The organism is Arthrobacter sp. AB6 (assembly GCF_031844545.1).
Classification (GTDB): Bacteria; Actinomycetota; Actinomycetes; order Actinomycetales; family Micrococcaceae; genus Arthrobacter.
In genome coordinates this window covers 59,724-80,410 of record NZ_JAUZVL010000013.1, presented here as the reverse complement: position 1 = coordinate 80,410, position 20,687 = coordinate 59,724, and the positions used below count along the sequence as shown (strand labels likewise).

Annotated in this window: 18 protein-coding genes; 8 read left to right on the top strand and 10 right to left on the bottom strand. The window is 66.9% G+C overall.

The genetic code is table 11. The features are described from left to right. Positions 1 to 9: 9 nt before the first annotated feature. On the top strand, positions 10 to 387 hold the full coding sequence (locus Q9R30_RS12005) for a sterol carrier family protein (RefSeq protein ID WP_311217727.1): 378 nt from the start codon (positions 10 to 12) through the stop codon (positions 385 to 387). 6 nt (positions 388 to 393) lie between these two features. Here Q9R30_RS12005 and Q9R30_RS12000 read toward each other — a convergent pair whose 3' ends face one another. After that, positions 394 to 1,155: an SDR family oxidoreductase gene (locus Q9R30_RS12000; protein ID WP_104999855.1), complete on the bottom strand. Its 762-nt coding sequence runs from the start codon at positions 1,153 to 1,155 to the stop codon at positions 394 to 396. Positions 1,156 to 1,382: 227 nt separating this feature from the next. On the opposite strand from Q9R30_RS12000, the gene nboR reads away from it, so the two are divergent. Beyond that, a complete protein-coding gene (gene nboR, locus Q9R30_RS11995; RefSeq protein WP_311217714.1) occupies positions 1,383 to 2,009 on the top strand; it encodes a nicotine blue oxidoreductase in 627 nt (208 codons plus the stop codon). Between the two features lie 39 nt (positions 2,010 to 2,048). Here nboR and Q9R30_RS11990 read toward each other — a convergent pair whose 3' ends face one another. From Q9R30_RS11990 to Q9R30_RS11955, 8 genes are all read right to left on the bottom strand, one after another. Then, positions 2,049 to 2,522, bottom strand: a complete 474-nt coding sequence (locus Q9R30_RS11990) for a hypothetical protein (RefSeq protein ID WP_311217713.1) — start codon at positions 2,520 to 2,522, stop codon at positions 2,049 to 2,051. Further along, the gene (locus tag Q9R30_RS11985) at positions 2,482 to 3,462 is read right to left on the bottom strand and encodes an aldo/keto reductase (RefSeq protein WP_311217712.1); all 981 of its coding nucleotides are present in this window, start codon (positions 3,460 to 3,462) and stop codon (positions 2,482 to 2,484) included. Before Q9R30_RS11985 ends, Q9R30_RS11990 begins: the two co-directional genes overlap by 41 nt. Before the next feature lie 64 nt (positions 3,463 to 3,526). After that, the gene (locus tag Q9R30_RS11980) at positions 3,527 to 6,358 is read right to left on the bottom strand and encodes a molybdopterin cofactor-binding domain-containing protein (protein ID WP_311217711.1); all 2,832 of its coding nucleotides are present in this window, start codon (positions 6,356 to 6,358) and stop codon (positions 3,527 to 3,529) included. 2 nt (positions 6,359 to 6,360) lie between these two features. Further along, positions 6,361 to 7,281, bottom strand: coding sequence for an FAD binding domain-containing protein (locus Q9R30_RS11975; RefSeq protein WP_311217710.1), 921 nt, complete (start codon positions 7,279 to 7,281; stop codon positions 6,361 to 6,363). Then, a complete protein-coding gene (locus Q9R30_RS11970; protein WP_311217709.1) occupies positions 7,272 to 8,504 on the bottom strand; it encodes an XdhC/CoxI family protein in 1,233 nt (410 codons plus the stop codon). The genes Q9R30_RS11975 and Q9R30_RS11970 overlap by 10 nt, the downstream gene beginning before the upstream one ends. Positions 8,505 to 8,666: 162 nt before the next feature. Continuing rightward, positions 8,667 to 10,187 (bottom strand): NCS2 family permease, encoded by a 1,521-nt coding sequence (locus Q9R30_RS11965; protein WP_311217708.1) that lies wholly within the window; start codon positions 10,185 to 10,187, stop codon positions 8,667 to 8,669. 15 nt (positions 10,188 to 10,202) lie between these two features. After that, the gene (locus Q9R30_RS11960) at positions 10,203 to 10,697 is read right to left on the bottom strand and encodes a nucleoside deaminase (protein WP_157241061.1); all 495 of its coding nucleotides are present in this window, start codon (positions 10,695 to 10,697) and stop codon (positions 10,203 to 10,205) included. A 483-nt stretch (positions 10,698 to 11,180) separates the two neighbouring features. Then, a complete protein-coding gene (locus Q9R30_RS11955; protein ID WP_311217707.1) occupies positions 11,181 to 11,354 on the bottom strand; it encodes a hypothetical protein in 174 nt (57 codons plus the stop codon). Positions 11,355 to 11,706: 352 nt separating this feature from the next. Here Q9R30_RS11955 and pucL point away from each other — a divergent pair, with 352 nt between their 5' ends. After that, positions 11,707 to 12,615 carry a factor-independent urate hydroxylase gene (pucL, locus tag Q9R30_RS11950; RefSeq protein ID WP_311217706.1) on the top strand — a complete coding sequence of 303 codons (909 nt, stop codon included), beginning with the start codon at positions 11,707 to 11,709 and terminating at the stop codon, positions 12,613 to 12,615. A gap of 181 nt (positions 12,616 to 12,796) precedes the next feature. After that, positions 12,797 to 14,308: a nucleobase:cation symporter-2 family protein gene (locus Q9R30_RS11945; RefSeq protein ID WP_311217705.1), complete on the top strand. Its 1,512-nt coding sequence runs from the start codon at positions 12,797 to 12,799 to the stop codon at positions 14,306 to 14,308. A 103-nt stretch (positions 14,309 to 14,411) separates the two neighbouring features. Here the strand turns inward: Q9R30_RS11945 and Q9R30_RS11940 are convergent, their stop codons facing one another. Beyond that, positions 14,412 to 15,167: an IclR family transcriptional regulator gene (locus tag Q9R30_RS11940; RefSeq protein WP_104999054.1), complete on the bottom strand. Its 756-nt coding sequence runs from the start codon at positions 15,165 to 15,167 to the stop codon at positions 14,412 to 14,414. A 234-nt stretch (positions 15,168 to 15,401) separates the two neighbouring features. Here Q9R30_RS11940 and Q9R30_RS11935 point away from each other — a divergent pair, with 234 nt between their 5' ends. Genes Q9R30_RS11935 through Q9R30_RS11920 form a run of 4 tightly spaced genes read left to right on the top strand, consistent with a single transcriptional unit; the run spans position 15,402 to position 20,593 of the window. After that, on the top strand, positions 15,402 to 16,847 hold the full coding sequence (locus Q9R30_RS11935) for an NAD-dependent malic enzyme (protein ID WP_311217704.1): 1,446 nt from the start codon (positions 15,402 to 15,404) through the stop codon (positions 16,845 to 16,847). A gap of 37 nt (positions 16,848 to 16,884) precedes the next feature. Continuing rightward, positions 16,885 to 18,483: a malate synthase A gene (gene aceB / locus Q9R30_RS11930; RefSeq protein WP_104999056.1), complete on the top strand. Its 1,599-nt coding sequence runs from the start codon at positions 16,885 to 16,887 to the stop codon at positions 18,481 to 18,483. A 3-nt stretch (positions 18,484 to 18,486) separates the two neighbouring features. Continuing rightward, positions 18,487 to 19,764: a DUF6986 family protein gene (locus tag Q9R30_RS11925; RefSeq protein ID WP_311217703.1), complete on the top strand. Its 1,278-nt coding sequence runs from the start codon at positions 18,487 to 18,489 to the stop codon at positions 19,762 to 19,764. Between the two features lie 16 nt (positions 19,765 to 19,780). Continuing rightward, complete coding sequence (locus Q9R30_RS11920) at positions 19,781 to 20,593, top strand: bifunctional allantoicase/(S)-ureidoglycine aminohydrolase (RefSeq protein WP_104999058.1); 813 nt, start codon at positions 19,781 to 19,783, stop codon at positions 20,591 to 20,593. Positions 20,594 to 20,687 lie beyond the last annotated feature (94 nt).

Here is a 20,687-nt window from a genome sequence, read left to right as displayed (position 1 = left end):
GCCGGATCCATGGCTGGTGCCCGCCGTCGTATCGACCCCACGGAGGGTGCCGCCGCCCTCGCAGCCTGGCAGGAAGCCGCCGCCCCGCCGTCGGACCTTCCCGTTCCAAGGCCCGTCCTCGCTACTGCCGTACGGTACAGCCTGGAGGAGCTCACCGCCCGGGCACCGGGCAATTCCGTGGAGGTGCGGGTGCCGCCGTTCGGCGTCACCCAGTGTGTGGAAGGTCCGCGGCATACGCGCGGCACGCCGCCCAACGTCGTAGAGTGCGACGCCGCCACCTGGCTTGCGTTGGTTACGGGCCAGTTGGGCTGGGCGGACGCGGTGGCCGCGCACAAGGTTGCTGCCTCGGGCCTCCGGGCTGACCTCTCTGCACTGCTCCCGCTGTAGCCGGGCTCAGCCGCGGCCGATGAAGGGCATGCCGGCGGCGGTGACCACCACGGACCCCACACTGGCCGACGCCGGCATGTTGGCCATCATCAGGACAGCCCGGGCTGCGTCCGCCACGGGGAAGGTGGGCTCCACGCGGCGGCTGCCATCGGCCTGGAGCGCCCCGGCACCCACGCCGATGGTGTCCATGATCTCCGTGGCCGTGTTGCCGATGTCGATCTGCCCGCACGTGATCCCGAAGCCCCGCCCGTCCAGCTCGATGCTTTTGGTGAGGCCGGTCAGGGCGTGCTTGGTGACGGCGTAGGCCACCGTCCGGGGCCGGGGTGAGTGCGCCGAAATGGAGCCGTTGTTGATGATCCGCCCACCTTGCGGGTCCTGCGCCTTCATGGCCCGGACCGCGGCGGCGGCGCACAGCATGGATCCCGTCAGGTTGACCGCGAGGGTAGCGTTCCAGTCCTCCAGCGAAATCTCGTCCACGCTGGCTGCCGGCCCGAACACTCCGGCGTTGTTGAACAGCAGGTCCACCCGGCCCCACCGCCGGCGGACCGCTTCAAAGAGCCTTTCGACGTCGTCGGGCCGGGTGACGTCGCACGGCACCACCAGCGCTTCGGGGTGATCGTCCGCCGCCTCCTTCAACTGCGCTTCCCGGCGGCCCGCCAGCGCTACCCGGTATCCGGCGGCCAGCATCTGCCGGGCCACCTCCCGCCCGATGCCGGAACCTGCTCCGGTAACGACGGCAACCCGCGCGGCGGAAGGGGTATTGTTCACGCTGTTCTCCTTGGGATGTGGTGCTAAAAGGGCGGCCGGCACGCCAGTGCTGTTCAGCGGCCAGCCTACGACGGTCTTGGGCCGCGGCGCAGCGTGGGTCCGCACCTTGGAAGTGGGCAGCCCCATACGCATCCAGGCCAGGCGGATGAACCTGACGGCTTTGTCCGGTCAGGAGCCTTCGACGCCGGCGCCGGACGGGGTTCCCGCCGGGAGGATAAAGTGCAGCTATGGGGTTCCCGGATAAGGTCAGGGCCACCGGCGTCGTTCTGGCCGCCGGCGCAGGCACCCGGCTGGGCCTGGGGCCGAAGGCGCTCCTGCCCTACCGTGGACGGCCGCTCGTGGAAGCCATCGCCGGAATGCTGTTCGATGGCGGTTGCCGGGAAGTGGTGGTGGTCCTGGGAGCAGGCGCGGCCAAGGTTGAAGCCGCTGCCCGCCTAGGGCGCTGCAGGGTTGTGGTCAATACCGGCTGGGAGTCCGGGATGGGTGGTTCGTTCCTGCTCGGGGCCCAGGCCGCGGATCCCCGGGACCACGTTCTGATCGCTTTGGTGGACCAGCCGGGCCTGGCCCGGGAAAGCGTGGAACGGCTCCTGGCCCGCCACCGCCCCGGACGCATCACCGCCGCCGCGTACCGCAGCCGTGACAGCAGCGACGCCGGCGACGCCGCACTCCGCCGCGGCCACCCCCTGCTTATCGACGCCTCCCTGCGGGAGGCGGTGTGCGCAACGGTGACGGGCGACGCCGGGGCACGCGGCTTCCTGCGGGCGCATCCGGAGCTTGTTGATGAGGTGGACTGCAGTGACCTGTCCACCGGTGAGGACGTGGACACCCCGGACCAGTTGGGGCTTCTCCGCTAGCAGCCGAGGGTGGAATTTGTGTGCGGGAAAGAGTCCTGCTCAAGCCTGCATGCCGGCCGCGAGCAATTGTTCCAGTCCCCGTTTGAATCCGGACCGGCCGCCGTGGGCGGGATGCCGGATCTTCGGGATGGCCAGGCCGCTGCGATGCAGGCTGTGGTGGGCCACATTGCCCACCGCCACGATGGAACTGATCCCGAACAAACCGGCAAGTTCCTGCCGGAAAGGGGTTCCGAGTTCCGTCTCGGAGGGCCCGGGCGTGCGGTTGGTGAAGGGCACCCCGGTGATACGCATGCCCCTGAAACCCGGGGCCTCCCCGACCAGTAGTACCTTGGGCCGGCGGTCCAGCATCTCCTGCAGGTAGATCTCCAGGTTGTGCCTGCGCAGCGCATTCTCCGGCACAGCACGGTTGAAGAAATTGGTGGCGGCAGGCCCGGTCTCCATGGCGGCCAGCCGCTCCACGAAATCGTGAACGCTACCAGCGCGGATGGATGGCTTCGCGGAAGTAGTGGTCATAAATCCAGCGCACACCGGCGTCGAACTCTTCGCTGACGCGCACGGAAGCCGCGGCAGCGTTCGCCGCTGCCTGATCCACGTTCCGCGCCCCGGGGATCACCGTAGTGACGCCGTCCTGCGCGGCAATCCAGGCGATGGCAGCCTGGGCCGTAGTGGCCCCAGCAGGCACAAGCTGCTCGAACTCGGCCACGGCCTTCAGCCCCAGCTCATAGTCCACGCCTGAGAAGGTCTCGCCGACGTCAAAGGAGTCACCGCTGCGGTTGTAGTTCCTGTGATCATTCTCCGCGAAGGTTGTTTCCTTGGTGTATTTGCCCGAGAGCAGCCCCGACGCCAGCGGCACCCGGGCGATGATCCCGACGTTGGCGGCTTTCGCTGCGGGCAGGACTTCGTCCAGGGGCTTGAGCCGGAAGGCGTTCAGGATGATCTGGACGGAGGCGGTTCCCTCATGGCGGATTGCCTCCAGGGCTTCGTCGGTGCGCTCCACGCTGACGCCGTAACTGCGGATGGCGCCCTCGGAGACCAGGGTATCCAATGCGTCGTACACCTCGCCGTTGCTGTAGACAGGGGTTGGCGGGCAGTGCAGCTGAACCAGGTCCAGGGTATCCGTCCCCAGGTTCTTCCGGGATCGGTCCACCCATTGGCGGAAGTTGGCCAGGGTGTAGTTCTCCGGCCGTTGCTCCACGCGGCGGCCCATCTTGGTGGCCACCGTGATATCCAGTCCGGGATTGTCAGCCAGGAACTTTCCGATGGCCTGCTCGCTTTTGCCGTCACCGTAGACGTCGGCGGTGTCGAAGAAGTTCACCCCTGCTTCCGCGGAGGCTGCCAGGACGGCCTGCGCCTGTGCCGGGTCAACGTTGCCCCAGTCCGCGCCAAGCTGCCAGGTTCCCAGCCCGACGATGGAGACGTTCCGTCCGGTCTTGCCTAAAATCCGCTGTTCCATCCCTCGACTATAGGCCGAGGCTGCGCAGCCATCGGAATCCTACGGCACCCGCCACGCCGGTTCCTCAGATGGCCGAGCGCTGCAGGTTGGGCACCAGTCCCGCTTCCTTCAGGCCCAGGTAGATCTTGTCGCGCGCAATGGGCAGCGAGGTAAAGCGCACCCCGGTGGCGTTGCGGATGGCGTTGGCCAGCGCCGGTGCAACCGGGTTGAACGGGCTTTCGCTCATGGATTTTGCCCCGAGCGGCCCCAGTTTGTCGTTCGTGTCGGCAAAGTACACCTCACTGCGGGGGACGTCGGCAAAGGTGGGGATGTGGTACTGCCGCAGGATGTCCGTGGTGACCCGGCCGGCGTCGTCAACCACCACCTCCTCATACAGCGCGGCGCCCAAGGCCTGGGCAATCCCGCCTTCGATCTGGCCGCGGCACTGGCGCGGATTAACCACCACGCCGGCATCCGCTGCCTGCACGCTCTGCAGGATTTTCAGCTCTCCCGTGCCGCGTTTCACCGCAACCCGGAAGCCGTGCACGTTGAAGGCGACGGACCGCGGCGTCCCGCCCCACCGCCCCTCCGCGGCGAGTTCGACGCCGGCATCCGCAGCCGCCTGTGCCAGTTCAGCCAGCGGGACGGGTGTTCCGTCAATGACCACCGAACCGCCGTCAAGGACGCAGGCCGAGGCCTGGGTCTGGCGGATGCCGGCTGCGAAGGCGCGGATCCGGACGGCGAGTTCCTCCGCGGCGGCGAGCGTTGCCTTGCCGGCCACCACGGTTCCTGCCGAGCCGAAGGCGCCGGTATCGTGCTCAACGAGGTCGGTATCGGACTGCCGCACCACCACCCTGGCTGCCTCCGTGGACAGCGCCGTGGCGGCCAGCTGGGCGTGGACGGTGGTGGTGCCGTTACCGAACTCGGCGGTTCCGACGTCGGCCTGGTACGTTCCGTCCGGCAGGAGCCGGAGCCGGGAGTGGGCGAAGTGTCCGCGCGGAGGCACGGTGTCGATCATGGAGAGTGCCGTGCCCTCTCCGGTCAGCCAGTCCGGGCCCAGTTCGTCCAGGCCGGCAGCGCGGTAGCGTTCCCGGCCCCGGGCCAGGGCGTCACGGACCAGGCTCAGGCACCGGTCCAGGCCGTAGCTGCCGTAATGGACGTCCTCCTCGGGCTCCGGCTGCGTGGACAGCATCCGGTCACCTTCGCGCACCATGTTCCGGCGGCGGAACTCGAACGGGTCCATGCCGATGCCGGCTGCGAGCTCATCCATGGCCGACTCGATGGCGAAGATCATCTGGCTCAGCCCGTAGCCGCGGAACGCCCCGGCCGGGACCGTGTTGGTGTACATCGCATGGGCGTCCACTTTTTTGTTGGCGCAGTTGTAGACGCTCAGGGATTCGCCGCAGCCGTGGAACATCACGCCGGGCCCGTGGTTGCCGTAGGCGCCGGTGTTGGTCAGGACGTCCAGCTCCAGGGCGGTGAGCCGGCCGTCATTGCTGGTGCCGGCCTTGAGCTTGATGGTGAACGGATGACGCGTGGTGGTGGCGGTGAACTGCTCGGTCCTGGTCAGTTCCAGCTGGACCGGCCTGCCCAGTTTCAGGGCTGCGAGGGCCACGATGTCCTCGGTGAGGACTTCCTGTTTTCCGCCGAACCCGCCGCCTACGCGGCCAGCAACCACGTGCACCTGCTCCTCCGGGAGCCCGAAGACCCGGCACAGCGTCCGCCGGACCAGGAACGGGACCTGGCTGGACGTGCGGACCTGCAACCTCCCGTCGCCGTCCACTGACGCGATGGCCGCATGCGTTTCCAGGGCCACGTGCTGGACGCGCTGGGTGCGGTAGGTCTGTTCATGGATGAAATCCGCGGCTGCGAAGCCCTCGGCCACGCTCCCCAGTTCGGAGTGCAGCTCGGCCACCACATTGCGGTCAGGCCGGGAAATGCGCGCCGCAGTTCCATCCTTGTCCCCGTGCACCAGTGGAGCACCCGGCTGCAGTGCATCCCGGGGTGAGAAGACTGCAGGGAGTTCCTGGTACTCCACCTCCAGTGCGCGGACCCCGGCCTCTGCGGCGGCCACCGTTTCGGCTACCACCGCGGCAACCCGCTGGCCCCGGAAGCGCAGCACGTCATCCAGCACGCGGGTATCGTCCGGGTCATCGGTGAACAGTTCGTGCTGGGCAGTGGAGAACAGCTGTTCCGGCGCGTCCCGGTGGGTGAAGACGGCCACCACGCCCGGTACCTTCAACGCCGGTTCAGGGTTGATGGAGCGCACCCGGGCATGCGCATGCGGCGAGCGCAGGAGTTTGAGGTGGAGCAGTCCCTGCAACTGGTCCGCGGGAACGTCCAGTGTGTAGCGGGCGGTGCCGGTCACCACGGCCCGGCTGGCGGGTGCCGGGACGTCGTCACCCAGCTGTCCCGGCTCGGGCTCGGGCTGCCCCTCCCCCGCAATTCCGGAGCCCTGTCCCTTGGGATCGGGGTGGCCGGCGTGTCCGCAGACGGCGTCGGAAATTGCCCGGTACCCGGTGCAGCGGCAGAGGTTGCCCTTGAGGTTCCGTGGCAGGTTCTCCTTTTGTTCGTCGTCGAACGCGGCGGCCGTCATCACCATGCCGGCCGTGCAGAACCCGCACTGGAAACCCTGGCGCTCCATGAACTGCTGCTGGACGGGGTGGAGGCCTGCACCGTCACCGGCGGTGGACGCCAGTCCCTCGATGGTGGTGACGGCGTGGCCCTCGGCCCTCACGGCCGGGTAGATGCAGCTGTGCACCGGGGTGCCGTCCACGTGCACGGTGCAGGCACCGCAGTCTCCGCCGTCGCAGCCCTTCTTCACACCGAGGCTGCCCTGCTCCCGCAGGAAGGTGCGCAGGCATTGCCCGGGACGCGGTGCCGTCCCGGCCGGCGTTCCGTTGATCTCGATGGCCATGCTCAGGCCCCTTCCTGCTGTGCGTGGAATCCACGGCCGGAGGCTGGCCAGAAGTCGCCGGAGACGCGGAGCCCGGGTGTCCCGTCCGGAGCGGCGAGTTCGGCGCGGATCTCCTCGGCCAGGCGGTAGGTCATGTCCCGGCGCCAGGCCGGCAGCCCGTGGATGTCGTCGTGGTAAAGGTCGGCGGGGATCGCCTCGTCGAGTGCCCCCGCCAGGGCGTCCGTCTCCGGCAGGGAGACGAAACGGAGCTGGACGGGCCGTCTGGTGGCGGCGGTGACGGTGAGGACAAAGGAGGCGCCGCCGTCGAGCCTCCCGATCAGCAGCACCCCCGACCTGCCGAGGTTGCTCAGGGAGAGCCGGCGGAACGCCACCCGGGCGGCAAGGGCCGACGCCGGAAGGTGGACGCTGCGCAGGAGCTCGCCGGGTGCCAGGCAGTTCCTTGCGTCGCCCGTGACGAATTCGGCCACCGGAACGGTGCGGCTGGTGCCGCCGGGGCCGAGGATGGTGGCCGTTCCGTCCAGTCCGGCGCAGAGCGAGATCATGGGTCCGGCGGGCAGGGACGTGCAGAGGTTGCCGCCCACGGTGGACATGTTCCACACCTTGAAGGAGGCCACGAAGGAATCGCAGCAGGGGCGGACCAGGTCCAGGGCGGGCCAGGTCCGGCCGATCGCTGCGGGTGCGGCCGGAAGGTCATACAGTTCAGCGATGGTGCAGGTGGCGGCGAGCTCGATGCCTCCGTCAGTGACGGTCACCGGCGCCCAGCCGGAGCTTCCCAGGTCCAGGAGGCGCGTCAGCGGCCGGGGGCCGAACGCCAGGCTGCCGTAGGAGAACAGCACGGTGCCGCCGGCCAGCCACGCGTCGCCGTCGCGCCATTCTGCGGGGTCGGTGGTGGGGACCACCGCCTCGATGGTGTTCATGTCCATGCGATCTCCTGCTGCAAAAGGTTTGTCGGGGCCGGCGCCTTGGCTGGTGCAGGTGTTGACGGCTCGGCGGTCTGGTGGATGGGGCCGGAGGTCTCCCTCAACGGCAGATGTGATGCCGCCGGGTTGCGGGCGGCGATGATTTCGGCGAGGACGGAGACCGCCACTTCTGCGGGGGTCACTGCTCCGATGTCCAGGCCGAGCGGTGAGTGGAGTTGGGCGATCCGCTCCGGGCGCACTCCCCGGTCCAGGAGGGAATGGACCCGTTGGGCGTGGCTGCGCCGGGACCCGAGAGCGCCAATGAAGGCCACCTTGAGGCCCAGTGCGGTTTCGAGCAGCGGGATATCGAACTTGGGATCGTGGGTGAGGACGCAGATCACGGTCCGGGAATCCACGCGGCCCGCGGCGGCCTCTGCTGCGAGGTACTGGTGCGGCCACGCTGTGACCACCTCATCCGCCGCGCTGAACCTTGCCTGGGAGGCAAAAGCCGGGCGGGCGTCCACCAGGGTCATGCGGCAGCCCAGGGGTTTGGCGGCGGGCAGTAATGCAGCGCTGAAGTCATTGGCGCCAAACACCAGCAGGCGTGGCGGCGCAAGCCTGGACTCCACGAGCACGGCGGCTCCCCCCGCGCACAGGCCTGCCCCGGCCAGGTCCAGCACGCCGGTGGCGCCGCTGCGCAGGAAGGATCCAAGCAGGGCGGCCGGCGCCCGGCCTGTGCCTTGGCTGCCCTCGAGCAGCGCGGCCAGGCCCGGATGTCCGGCCACGCCGGGGGAACCTGGATCAGGAAGAACGACGGCGCTGCTGCCGCCATCAGAGCGGCCGCCCAGCCTGCGGACCAGTGCCACCGGCTCATCCGGTCCGTAGGCAGCCAACTGCCGCACCGCCTCGCCCAGGGGACACGTGCGGTCCAGGTTAGCCGGCTCGATGTGCACGTCCAGCTCTCCGCCACAGGTGAGCCCGGCGGCGAAGGCGTCGGCGGCGCTGAAGCCGAAGGTCTCAAGCCGGGCGACGCCGTCGTCCAGGACGTCCAGCGCCGCCGCCACCACGGCACCCTCTACGCAGCCGCCGGAGAGGCTGCCGAGGATGGCGCCGCCGTCGGATACCAGCATGGAGGTGCCAACAGGCCGTGGAACCGAGCCGCTGGCCCGCACGATGGTGGCCACTGCGAAAGGTTGCCCGGCCAGGGCCGGTACCCAGCTGCCCAGTGAGGGGATCAGGTCAAGCATGGCGGCACTCCTTCTTCCGCGCTGCGGTGGTGTCCATATTGTCGTTCCTGCGGGCTGGTTCGGAAAGCATGTGGTCCTGGAAGCGTGTGGGTCGGAAAATGCGCTGCCGCTCCGGACATCCGCTCCCCGGGTCGCGGGGGCGGATGTCCGGAACCGGTGCGGTCAGGCGCCGAGCAGCAGGTTGATGGGTCCGCGGGCGAAGTACACGAGGAACCCTGCGCTGACCACCCACATGAGCGGATGGACCTTCTTGGCCTTGCCGGACGCGGCCCCGATAACGGCCCAGCTGATGAAGCCCACGCCGATGCCATTGGCGATCGAGTAGCTCAGGGGCATGGTCACGATGGTGAGGAACGCGGGCAGCGCCACGCTGAACTTGCTGAACTTGATCTCGCGGATCTGCGCCATCATCATTGCGCCCACCACCACCAGGGCTGCCGCGGCCACTTCGAGCGGAACCACGCTGGTGAGCGGGGTCAGGAACATCGAGCCCAGGAACAGGACGCCGGTCACAACGGACGCCAGGCCCGTGCGGGCGCCCTCACCGATGCCGGCGGCGGAGTCGATGTACACCGTGTTGGACGAGCCCGAGGTTGCCCCGCCGGCCACGGCGCCGAAGCCTTCCACGATGAAGGCCGATTTCAGCCGCGGGAACGTTCCGTCCTTGTGCGCGACGCCGGCGCTCTTGGCCAGGCCGGTCATGGTGCCCATGGCGTCGAAAAAGTTGGTGAACACCAGCGTGAACACCAGCATGGTGGCGGCCAGGGCTCCGATCCGGCCGAAGGCGCCGAACAGGTCAAAGTGTCCCACCAGGCCAAGATCCGGTGCCGAGACCAGCTGGCCGGAGAGCACCGGGGTGTTCAGGTGCCAGCCGCCGGGGTTGGTTTCGGTGGCCGGGCCGATCTTCATGGCCGCCTCGACGACGGCGGCCAGGAAAGTGGTGGCCACGATGCCGATCAGCAGCCCGCCCTGGACCTTGCGTGCCACCAGGATGCCCATGGCCAGCAGGCCGATGATGAACACCAAGGTGGGAACCGACGTGATGGAGCCGCCGTTGCCCAGCTGGACGGGGGGTCCGCCGGCTGACGCCTTGACAAAGCCGGAGTCCACGAAGCCGATGAAGGCGATGAACAGGCCGATGCCCACCGTGATGGCGGCTTTCAGTTCCTTGGGTACGGCCCGGAAGATGGCGGTGCGGGCACCGGTGATTCCGAACAGGACGATCAGGAAACCGTTGATCACCACCAGGCCCATGGCCTCGGCCCACGTGACTTCCTGGATCACCGAGACGGCCAGGAAGGAGTTGATGCCGAGCCCGGCTGCGAGTCCGAACGGCAGGTTGGCGACGAGTCCAAAGAGGATGGTCATGACGCCGGCTGTCAGTCCGGTGACGGCGCCCACCTGCGCGGCGGAGAGCCAGCCGCCGGCGACGTCGGTGGGCGCGTTGTCCGCGCTGAAGCCGCCCAGGATCAGGGGGTTGAGGATGACGATGTACGCCATGGTGAAGAAGGTGACCAGGCCTCCGCGGAACTCCCGCGCAAGCGTGGAGCCGCGCTGGGTGATCTGGAAGAACCGGTCGAGGAAAGAGTCCGGTGCCGGCGGCCTGGGGCCGCGCGTTGCGGGCTGTGGGGTGCGGGGGCTTGGAGCCGAATGCTCCTCGTGGGAATTGTCCAGGATGGTCATGGTGAGCCGCCGGGCCTAGTAGTCGATCCTGGTTTCGAGTGCGTTCCAGGTGTTGAACGGTTCCAGCGGGGCCGGGGCCTCCGGATCGTCCAGCACCAGCTTCGAGACCGGCATCAGGGAGTTCCGGTCCTTGTTGTCGAAGTACTCGTAGAAAACGGCGTCGTCGAAGCCGACGGAGGCGGCGTCATGCCGGTCGGCGGCGAAGATGACCCGGTCCACCCGGGCCCAGAGCGCAGAGGCCAGGCACATGGGGCATGGCTCGCAGCTGGTGTAAAGGGCGGCGCCGCTAAGGTCGAAGGTGCCCAGTTCGCGGCAGGCCGTGCGGATCGCGGTGACCTCGGCGTGGGCGGTGGGATCGTTGTCCGCGGTGACGCGGTTGACGCCGTCGAACGTGCGGCCGTCCGCCGTGACGATCATGGCTCCGAAGGGGCCCCCGCTGTTCAGGACGTTGGCCGTAGCCAACCTGATGGATCTGGCCAGGAACTGTTCGGCCGTGACGGTAGTACTCATGATGCGACTTCCTTTTGCCGGGAAGCCTGATGCCGCTTGCAGGACCAGTAGAACCAGGTGCGACGGTTACCAGGCTTCAGCATGTGCTGTGAAGGTTAAGTTGCGCCTGGTAGATAGCTTCCCGGGAACCGGGTGCCCGCCTTTGGCAAGAACGAGATTAGCACCGGATTGTGGGCTGCGCCATAGTTTTCTGGAAATTTAATTTCGCCATGTGAAATCCACGTTTCGGGGCTTTCACATTCTCCGGTCACAATCTGCACCACCCGACCGCCCATAGCCCGGCAGTCTTCCGGCTGGACAGATCCCGGGCCTCGATGTTGCCCGCCGGCCGGTGAACGGGTAGCGCGGTTTGGACGCCCGAACTCACCCTCGACGCGGAAAAGGACTGGCGACACCGGAGTTCCGGTGTCGCCAGCCCTTTTCCGCATCGCAAACGAACATGGCCGTCCCTGGCGGTGCTCATGCAGGTCCGGCCTGGGCCCGCTAAGCCCGCCGCCCGAACCCCGGGAGCGCATGGACCCAGCGCGAGATAGGCCCGGGGACGTGCTCGCGGTCAGCCGGCAGGTAGAAGTCCGGATCGGTGCCGCCGCCGAGGGGGAGGTAGAACTCCTGGGCCGAGGGTGCCGGTGAGGCCGGCGTGCTGTCCTGCTGGTACATCTGATCCTCCTTCGAGGCCTCGGGATAGTTTCATAAAATGGAAAATAACTTTTGCTATGTGGAATAGCATAGGATGCCGTCGACAGCTTCGTCAATGGTCCGGAGGTAGTCCGGTCACAAAATGAATTTTCGGCTTGTGATGTACACCACCGGCCCGGCGGAGGTACGCTGGGAGGCAACTCGTGGCGCACGTCACGTAACCTGGGAGCAGCAGGCAGGGTCGTAATGAGCTGGCATCAATGGATGCCGGCTCTTTTTTGTTGGGTCGGCTCCACCGGAAACGCGCTTGAAATGCGCGCTTAATTTCAGTGACGGAACCTAGGTTCCACTTACCGGAAGTTGGGAACAGACCATGAGCAGCAAGATCATCCTCGGCGACAACCAGTACGGAAAGGCCGAGGTCCGGGTGGTCAGGATCACCCGCGACACGGACCGCCACGAGATCGAAGACCTCAACGTCACCTCGCAGCTGCGGGGCGATTTCGCGGCCGCCCACCTCGAAGGCGACAACGCCCACGTGGTGGCCACTGACACCCAGAAGAACACCATCTATGCCTTTGCCCGTGAAGGCATCGGCTCCCCCGAGGCGTTCCTGCTTCGCCTCGGGGAGCACTTCACCTCCAGCTTCGACTGGGTTAGCGGCGGCCGCTGGGAAGCCGAGTCCTACAGTTGGAACCGGATCCAGGCCCACGGAGCCGAGCACAACCATTCCTTCGTGCGCAACGGCCAGGAAATCCGCACAGCAGTCCTGGTCCGTGACGGCGCCGCCACTCACCTGATCTCCGGACTGAAGGACCTGACCGTCCTGAAGTCCACCCAGTCCGGCTTCGTGGGCTACCCGAAGGACAAATACACCACCCTGCAGGAGACCACGGACCGCATCCTGGCCACCGATGTCTCGGCCCGCTGGCGCTTCAAGGCCGGCACCGACTTCAGCGCTCTGGACTTCAACAAGAATTACGACGACGTCAAGGGACTCCTGCTCGAAGGCTTCACCGAGAAGTACTCCCACGCCCTGCAGCAGACCCTGTTCGACATGGGCGCCAAGGTGCTCGAAGCCCACAGCGAGATCGACGAGATCAAGTTCTCCATGCCTAACAAGCACCACTTCCTGGTGGACCTCTCGCCGTTCGGCCTCGACAACCCCAACGAGGTCTTTTATGCGGCGGACCGCCCCTACGGCCTGATCGAGGCCACCGTCCAGCGCGAGGACGCCGCCCCGGCGGATATCGCCTGGTCCGGCATCGCCGGGTTCTGCTGAACCGCACTGCCGTCAACCCATCCGGGCCCGGGGTTTCTTTCCATTGGTCATCCCATGGCGCTACGAAGCGCCCGTGACCTGGAGGGAAGCTCCGGGGCCACGCCCCGAGCCTTTCAGCCACACCGTTAGCCAGACAACGTTAGCCAGACGAAGACGTCTGCCATGAACCAGAAAGTCTGCCATGAACATCAAGAACCCCCTCAAAGCCGACGCCAAACAGCGCATCAAACGCGCCACCTCCACCAGGCCCGAGGATGAACGGCTCTCAATCGGGAGCAGCTTCGCCTACGGTTTCCAGCATGTCCTGACCATGTATGGGGGCATCATTGCCGTTCCCCTGATTGTCGGCCAGGCCGCAGGCCTCTCCCCTGCCGACATCGGCATCCTGATCGCAGCGGCCCTATTCATGGGCGGCCTGGCCACCCTCCTGCAGACCATCGGCATCCCCTTCTTCGGGTCCCAGCTTCCCCTGGTGCAGGGCGTTTCCTTTGCGAGCGTGGCCACCATGGTCGCGATCGTCAGCGGTGGAGGCGGGTTGCCCGCCGTCTTCGGCGCGGTGATGGTCTCGGCGGCCATCGGCCTGCTGATCGCCCCGATTTTTTCCAAGATCGTCAGGTTCTTCCCGCCGGTGGTAACCGGCACCGTCATCACCACCATCGGGTTGACCCTGATGCCCGTCGCTGCAAACTGGGCCATGGGCGGCAACCGAAAGGCCGAAAACTACGGGAGCATGGCGAACATCGGCCTCGCCGCCGCTACCTTGGCCCTGGTGCTGCTCCTGAGCAAGGTCGGCAGCGCCACTATTTCACGCCTGTCGATCCTTCTGGCCATGGTCGCGGGCACTGCCATCGCCGCGGCCACCGGGATGGCGGACTTTTCCAAAGTGGGCCAGGGGCCGATTGTCGCCTTTCCGACTCCCTTCCACCTCGGCGCCCCCACGTTCGAGATTGCGGCGATCATCTCCATGGTCATTGTTGTGCTGGTGATCCTGACCGAAACCATGGCTGACATCCTCGCCGTCGGCGAAATCGTGGGAACCCGGACCGACTCCAAGCGCATCGCCGCAGGACTGCGGGCCGACATGGGCTCCAGCCTCATCGCACCGGTGTTTGGTTCATTTACGCAGAGCGCCTTCGCCCAAAACGTGGGCCTCGTGGCAGTCACAAAGATCAAAAGCCGTTATGTCGTGGCGGCCGGAGGCGTGATCCTGGTCCTGCTCGGCCTGCTCCCGGTCATGGGCCGCGTCGTTGCCGCCGTCCCCACGGCCGTCCTGGGCGGCGCGGGAATCGTGCTCTTCGGCACGGTCGCCGCCAGCGGCATCAGGACCCTTGCGAAGGTCGAATACAAGAACAACATGAACCTGATCATCGTGGCCGCGTCCATCGGGTTCGGCATGATTCCGATCGCCGCGCCGACGTTCTATGACAAGTTCCCTTCCTGGTTCGGCACCATCTTCCACTCCGGCATCAGCTCGGCAGCGGTCATGGCGATCCTGCTGAACCTCCTCTTCAACCACCTCAAAGCCGGCAACTCGGAGAACCAGTCGGTGTTCGTAGCGGGAACGGGCCGCGTGGTGCGGGAGGAAGACCTCAGGTGCCTGGCGGAAGGCGACCGTTTCGAGGGCGGCAAGCTCATCGACTGTGAAGGCAAGGAAGTGAAGGTCGAGTCGTCCGAGAAAGCGTCGGAGCACTAGGAGCAAACGCGAAATGGCAGTTCACGGCAGTGCTCCACAGGAACATTGCTGCGAACTGCCATTTCGGCGGTTAAGCACGACGGCGGCTTGCCGCTTTGGTGCCTCAGGTGCGGTTCAGTTCCCGGGAGATGGCCTCGGCCGCTTCGCGGAGGACGGGTACCGCCTTGTCGGCGAAGTGCTCGTCCACGCGGGATACCGGGCCGGAAACAGAGATTGCCGCTGGAGTGGGAGCATTCGGTACCGCCATGGCGAAGCACCGTACACCGAGTTCCTGTTCCTCCTCGTCAATGGAGTAGCCGCGCTCCCGGATGAGCTTGAGGTCCGCGAGGAGCTCATCCACATCCCCGATGCTCTTGGGGGTGGGGGTAGGCATCCCGGCGCGGCTGACGATGCCGCGCACCACCTCGTCATCCAGTTGGGCCAGGATGGCCTTCCCGACGCCGGTGGCGTGGGTATGGGCCCGCCGGCCCACCTCGGTGAACATGCGCATGGAGTGCAGCGACGGCACCTGCGCCACATAGATCACCATGTCCGAATCCAGCACCGCCATGTTGGAGGTCTCCCCCAATTGGTCAACCAGCGTCTTGAGCTGCGGGCGGGCAACGGCGCCCAGCTGCTTGTTGGCTCCCTCGCCCAGCCGGATCAGCCGCGGGCCCAACGCATAGCGCCGGTTGGGCAGCTGGCGGATGTAGCCCAAGGACACCAGCGTCCGCAGCAGGCGGTGGATGGTGGGCAGCGGAAGGTCCGTGGATGAGGACAGTTCACTGAGCGTGACGTCGCCGCCGGCGTCCGTGATGAGTTCCAGCAGTTCGAAGACGCGCTCTACCGACTGCACGCCGCCCGACGCTTTTTCTGCCATTCCGTTGTCTCCTACGGCTCAGATTCTGACAACTCTTATCCGCATCGTGAAAAGAGCTGCTTAGAACACCCAACATACAGCACCCCCGCGGTGACCGCGATGCCTCTGCCGCAGTCGCATTCGGAGAACTTGTATTTCCATTCTGCAGATAATAATATCCATAATACGAAAACATGGTTTTGAGAAGACGGGCCGGCCACGGCCCTTTAGAAGGCCCAAACAGGAGGACATTCAATGGCGAACCCCAGCCCCGGAAATTCGATCACCCTGCGCGTGGAAGCGCCCGCGAGCTTCAGCGCCACCAGCGAGCTTGCCGCTGCCGTCGGAGCGGCAGGCGCCGCCATCACCGCCCTGGACGTCAGCGAATCCCACCACGAGACCCTCGTGGTGGACGTCACCTGCAACACCACGGACGACGAACACGCCGCCCGCATCAAGGACGCCCTGAACGCGCTCGACGGCGTCACGGTCCAGCACGTCTCGGACCGCACCTTCCTCATGCACCTGGGCGGCAAGCTGGAAGTCGTCCCCAAAGTCGCCCTGCGCAACCGCGACGATCTCTCGCGCGCCTACACTCCCGGCGTCGCCCGCGTTTGCCTGGCCATAGCCGAGGACCCTGCGGCGGCCCGCAACCTCACCGTCAAGCGCAACACCATCGCCGTCCTTACCGACGGCTCGGCCGTCCTGGGCCTCGGCAACATCGGCCCGGCCGCCGCCCTTCCGGTGATGGAAGGCAAGGCCGCGCTCTTCAAGCAGTTCGCCAACGTGGACGCCTGGCCCGTGTGCCTGGACACCCAGGACACCGAGGAAATCATTATGATCGCCAAGGCAATGGCCCCGGTCTACGGCGGCATCAACCTGGAGGACATCGCAGCCCCGCGCTGCTTCGAAATCGAGAACCGGCTCCGCGAGGAGCTGGACATCCCGGTATTCCACGACGACCAGCACGGCACCGCCATCGTCACCCTCGCCGCCCTGGTCAACGCACTGCGTGTTGTGGGCAAGAAGCTGGACGAGGTGAAGATTGTGGTCTCGGGCGTGGGCGCCGCAGGCTCGGCCATCATCCAGCTGCTAAAAGCCGAAGGGGCGCGGCACATCATCGCAGCCGGCCGCTCCGGAGCCATCCACTCGGGGGAGGTTTACGGCGACGGACACCGCGCCTGGATTGCTGAGAACACCAACGCGGAAGGCTTCGCCGGCACCCTGCACGAGGCCCTCGTCGGCGCGGACGTGTTCATCGGCGTCAGCGCCCCGCACGTGATCGGCGAGGAACAGGTGGCCGCCATGGCGGAGAAGGCCATCGTGTTTGCCATGGCCAACCCGACGCCGGAAATCGACCCTGTCGTTGCTTCGAAGCACGCCGCCGTCGTAGCCACCGGCCGCAGCGACTTCCCCAACCAGATCAACAACGTCCTGGCCTTCCCGGGCTTCTTCCGGGGCCTGCTCGACGCCGGAGCCTCGGACATCACCCCGGAGATGCTGGTGGCGGCCGCGGAGGCCATCGCCAACCGGGTTGCTGACGACGAGCTGAATGCCAGCTACATTATCCCCAGCGTCTTCGATCCCCATGTCGCCGCTGATGTCGCAACAGCCGTTGCCGCCGCAGCCCACGCCGCCAACGTGGCAAACGCAGCTGTTCCGGAAACCGCGGCTCCCGTTGCCGCCCTGGCCGGCGCCTGATTCACCGCCCGACTTCAGCACAAGGAAAGGACCAGAAATGGCCATCACTGTCACGGACCCCCGGCCCATCAACCGCGCGGAGGAGATCCTCACCCCGAAGGCCCTGGCGTTCGTCGAGGAGCTGCACAACCGTTTCGCCGGCACCCGCAACGAACTCCTGAAGGCCCGCGCCGCCAAGCGGCAGCGTGTGGCGGAAACCGGCAAGCTGGACTTCCTGCCGGAGACCAAGGAAGTGCGCGACGGCGACTGGACAGTTGCGCCCGCACCGGCAGCTTTGCAGGACCGCCGCGTGGAGATGACCGGGCCCGCCTCACCGGCAAAGATGGCCATTAATGCACTGAACTCCGGCGCCAAGGTGTGGCTCGCGGACCTTGAGGATGCGAGCACACCCACGTGGGGCAACGTCATCGACGCCATCCTCAACCTCCGCGACGCCGCCCAGGGCACCCTCAGCTACACCTCGGACGAGGGCAAGGAGTACCGGCTCCGCACGGACGCGCCGCTCGCCGTCGTAGTGGCCCGCCCCCGCGGCTGGCACATGCCGGAGAAGCACCTGCTGATCAATGGCGAACCGGCCGTGGGCGCGCTGGTGGACTTCGGGCTGCACTTCTACCACGTGGCCAAGCAGCTGGTCCTGAACGGCCAGGGCCCGTACTACTACCTGCCCAAGATGGAGAGCCACCTCGAGGCCCGGCTCTGGAACGACGTCTTCGTCTTCGCCCAGGACTACCTGGGCCTCGGCCAGGGCACCATCCGCGCCACCGTGCTGATCGAGACCATCCCGGCCGCGTTCGAGATGGACGAGATCCTCTACGAACTGCGCGACCACGCCTCCGGCCTGAACGCCGGCCGCTGGGACTACCTGTTCAGCATCATCAAGTACTTCCGCGATGCCGGCGAGGAGTTTGTGCTTCCGGACCGCGCCTCCGTTGCCATGACCGCACCGTTCATGCGCGCCTACACCGAACTGCTGGTGAAGACCTGCCACAAGCGCGGGGCCTTCGCCATGGGCGGCATGGCGGCCGTCATCCCCAACCGCCGCCACCCGGAAGTCACCGAGGCTGCGTTTGAAAAGGTCCGGGCGGACAAGACCCGCGAGGCGAACGACGGCTTCGACGGCTCCTGGGTTGCGCACCCGGACCTGGTCCCCATCTGCCGGGAAGTCTTCGACACCGTGCTCGGTGACAGGCCCAACCAGCTGGACAGGCAGCGCCCCGAGGTCAACGTCACGGCCGGTCAGCTCCTGGACGTCGCCTCCGCGGACGGACAAGTCACCGAGGCGGGACTGCGCCTGAACCTTTACGTGGCTGTTGCCTACACGGCGGTGTGGCTGTCCGGCAACGGTGCGGTGGCCATCCACAACCTGATGGAGGACGCCGCCACCGCGGAAATCTCCCGCTCCCAGGTGTGGCAGCAGATCCGCAACAAGTCCGTCCTCGCCGATACCGGAAACACCGTCACCCGCGAACTCGTGGAGCGGATCCTGGGTGAGGAAACCGAGCGGCTGCGTATCGAATTCGGCGACGAAGCCTTCCGCCGCTACTACAAGCCGGCCAGCGACCTGATCGCGGATATCTGCCTGTCCGAGGACTACACCGACTTCCTCACCACCCCGGCCTACGAACTGGTGGGCTGAGGCATGGCAGCATCACCCATGCCGTCGCTGTCCGCCGGAGACCTGGCGGACATCGACCGGCAACTGGGAGCCACGGACCGGCTGCTGGAGCAGAACTACCCGGGCGACGACGGCTCCCGCCAGCCCGTCCACACGGTGTACGTCCCCGCGGACCGGTTTACGCCGTCGTTCGCTGCCGATTGGGGCGCCGAGTCGCTGGCCACGGCGAACGCCCACGGCGGGCTGGAAAAGCTCGGTTCACTGCTGGGCCAGGACGCCGGGCTGGCGGCGGCCGTCGCCCCGCGCGTCGAAGCGAAACTCGCCGGCGAGCCCATCGAGGACCTGCGCCTCGATTTTGAGGACGGCTTCGGGGACAGGGGCGACGACGCCGAGGACACCGCCGCGGTTGCCGCGGCTTCCGCCGTGGCCGCCGCAGTCGCGGCCGGGTCCGCTCCGCCGTTCATCGGCATCCGCTTCAAGTGCTTCGAGGCTGCCACCCGCTCCCGGGGGCTGCGGACTTTGGACCTGTTTGTCTCCGCCCTGGCCTCCGCCGGGGAACTCCCGGAAGGCCTGGTCCTGACCCTGCCCAAGGTGACCACCGTGGCCCAGGTCAAGGCTATGGACTACGCCGTCTCCCGGCTTGAGGACGTGCACTCCCTTCCGGCCGGACGGCTTCGCTTCGAGGTGCAGGTGGAAACACCGCAGCTCATCCTGGGGCCGGACGGAACGTCGCCGGTGGCGCAGCTCCCGCACGCTGTCCCCGGCCGGATCAGCGGCCTGCACTACGGCACGTACGACTACTCGGCGTCGCTGCAGATCTCCGCCGAATACCAGTCCATGGAGCACCCGGTGGCCGACTTCGCCAAGGAGGTCATGCAGCTGGCGGTGGCCGGCACCGGCATCCGGCTCTCCGACGGATCCACGAACATCATCCCGGTGGGCGACAACGTGGAAAACGCCTGGCAGCTGCACGGCAGGCTCGTCCGGCGTTCACTTGAGCGGGGCTACTACCAGGGCTGGGACCTGCACCCGGCCCAGCTCCCCAGCCGCTTCGCCGCCACCTATGCCTTCTACCGGCAGGGACTGCCCGCAGCCGCGGCCCGGCTGCGGAACTACGTGGAGCAGACCGCAGGCGGCGTGATGGATGAACCCGCCACCGCCCGCGCTCTGGCCGCGTTCGTCCTCCGCGGCGTCCAGTGCGGCGCCGTCGGTGCGGATGAAGTCCAGGCGCTTGCCGGCGTCGGAATTCCGCAGCTCACTGCCCTGGCCCACCCGCGGCTCGCCACCACGTCCAACTCCTAGGTAAGGACCCCTCTTCATGGGCAAGTACTACTCCCCCACCGGCGGACTGCCGCCGCAGACCCACCTGACCACCGAACGGGCCATCGTCACCGAGGCCTACACGGTGATCCCCAAGGGCGTGATGACGGACATCGTCACGTCCAACCTGCCGGGCTTTTCGAACACCCGCTCCTGGATCATCGCGCGGCCCATTTCCGGCTTCGCCACCACCTTCTCGCAGCTGATCGTGGAGATCGCCCCGGGCGGCGGTGCTCCCAAGGCAGAGTTCGAGGCCGGCGTCGAAGGCGTCATTTTCGTGACCCGCGGCAGGCTCAACCTCACCCTCAACGGCGAACTGCACCGAATGGAGGAAGGCGGCTACGCCTACCTGGCGGCCGGTGCTGAATGGGGCCTGGAGAACGTCTCGGACGGCGTCGTGTCCTTCCACTGGATCCGCAAGGCCTACGAACGCCTTGAGGGCTACGAAGCCAAGTCCTTCGTCACCAACGAAAAGGACGTGGAGCCCACGTCCATGCCGGACACCAACGACGTCTGGAAGACCACCCGTTTCACGGACTCCAACGACCTTGCCCATGACATGCAGGTGAACATCGTGACGTTCCAGCCCGGCGGCGTCATCCCGTTCCCCGAAACCCACGTCATGGAGCACGGCCTGTACGTCCTGGAGGGCAAGGCCATGTACCTGTTGAACAATGACTGGGTGGAGGTGGAGGCCGGGGACTTCATGTGGCTGCGCGCGTTCTGCCCCCAGGCCTGCTACGCCGGCGGTCCGGGCGAGTTCCGCTACCTGCTCTACAAGGACATGAACCGCCAGGTGCGCCTCACCTAAGCCGCCCCCTCCCAACTAGGTAGCGCCAAGTGTCGTTCTGGACCCTCAAAACGACACTTGGCGCTACCTAGTTGGGAAACGCGGGGCCGGGAAG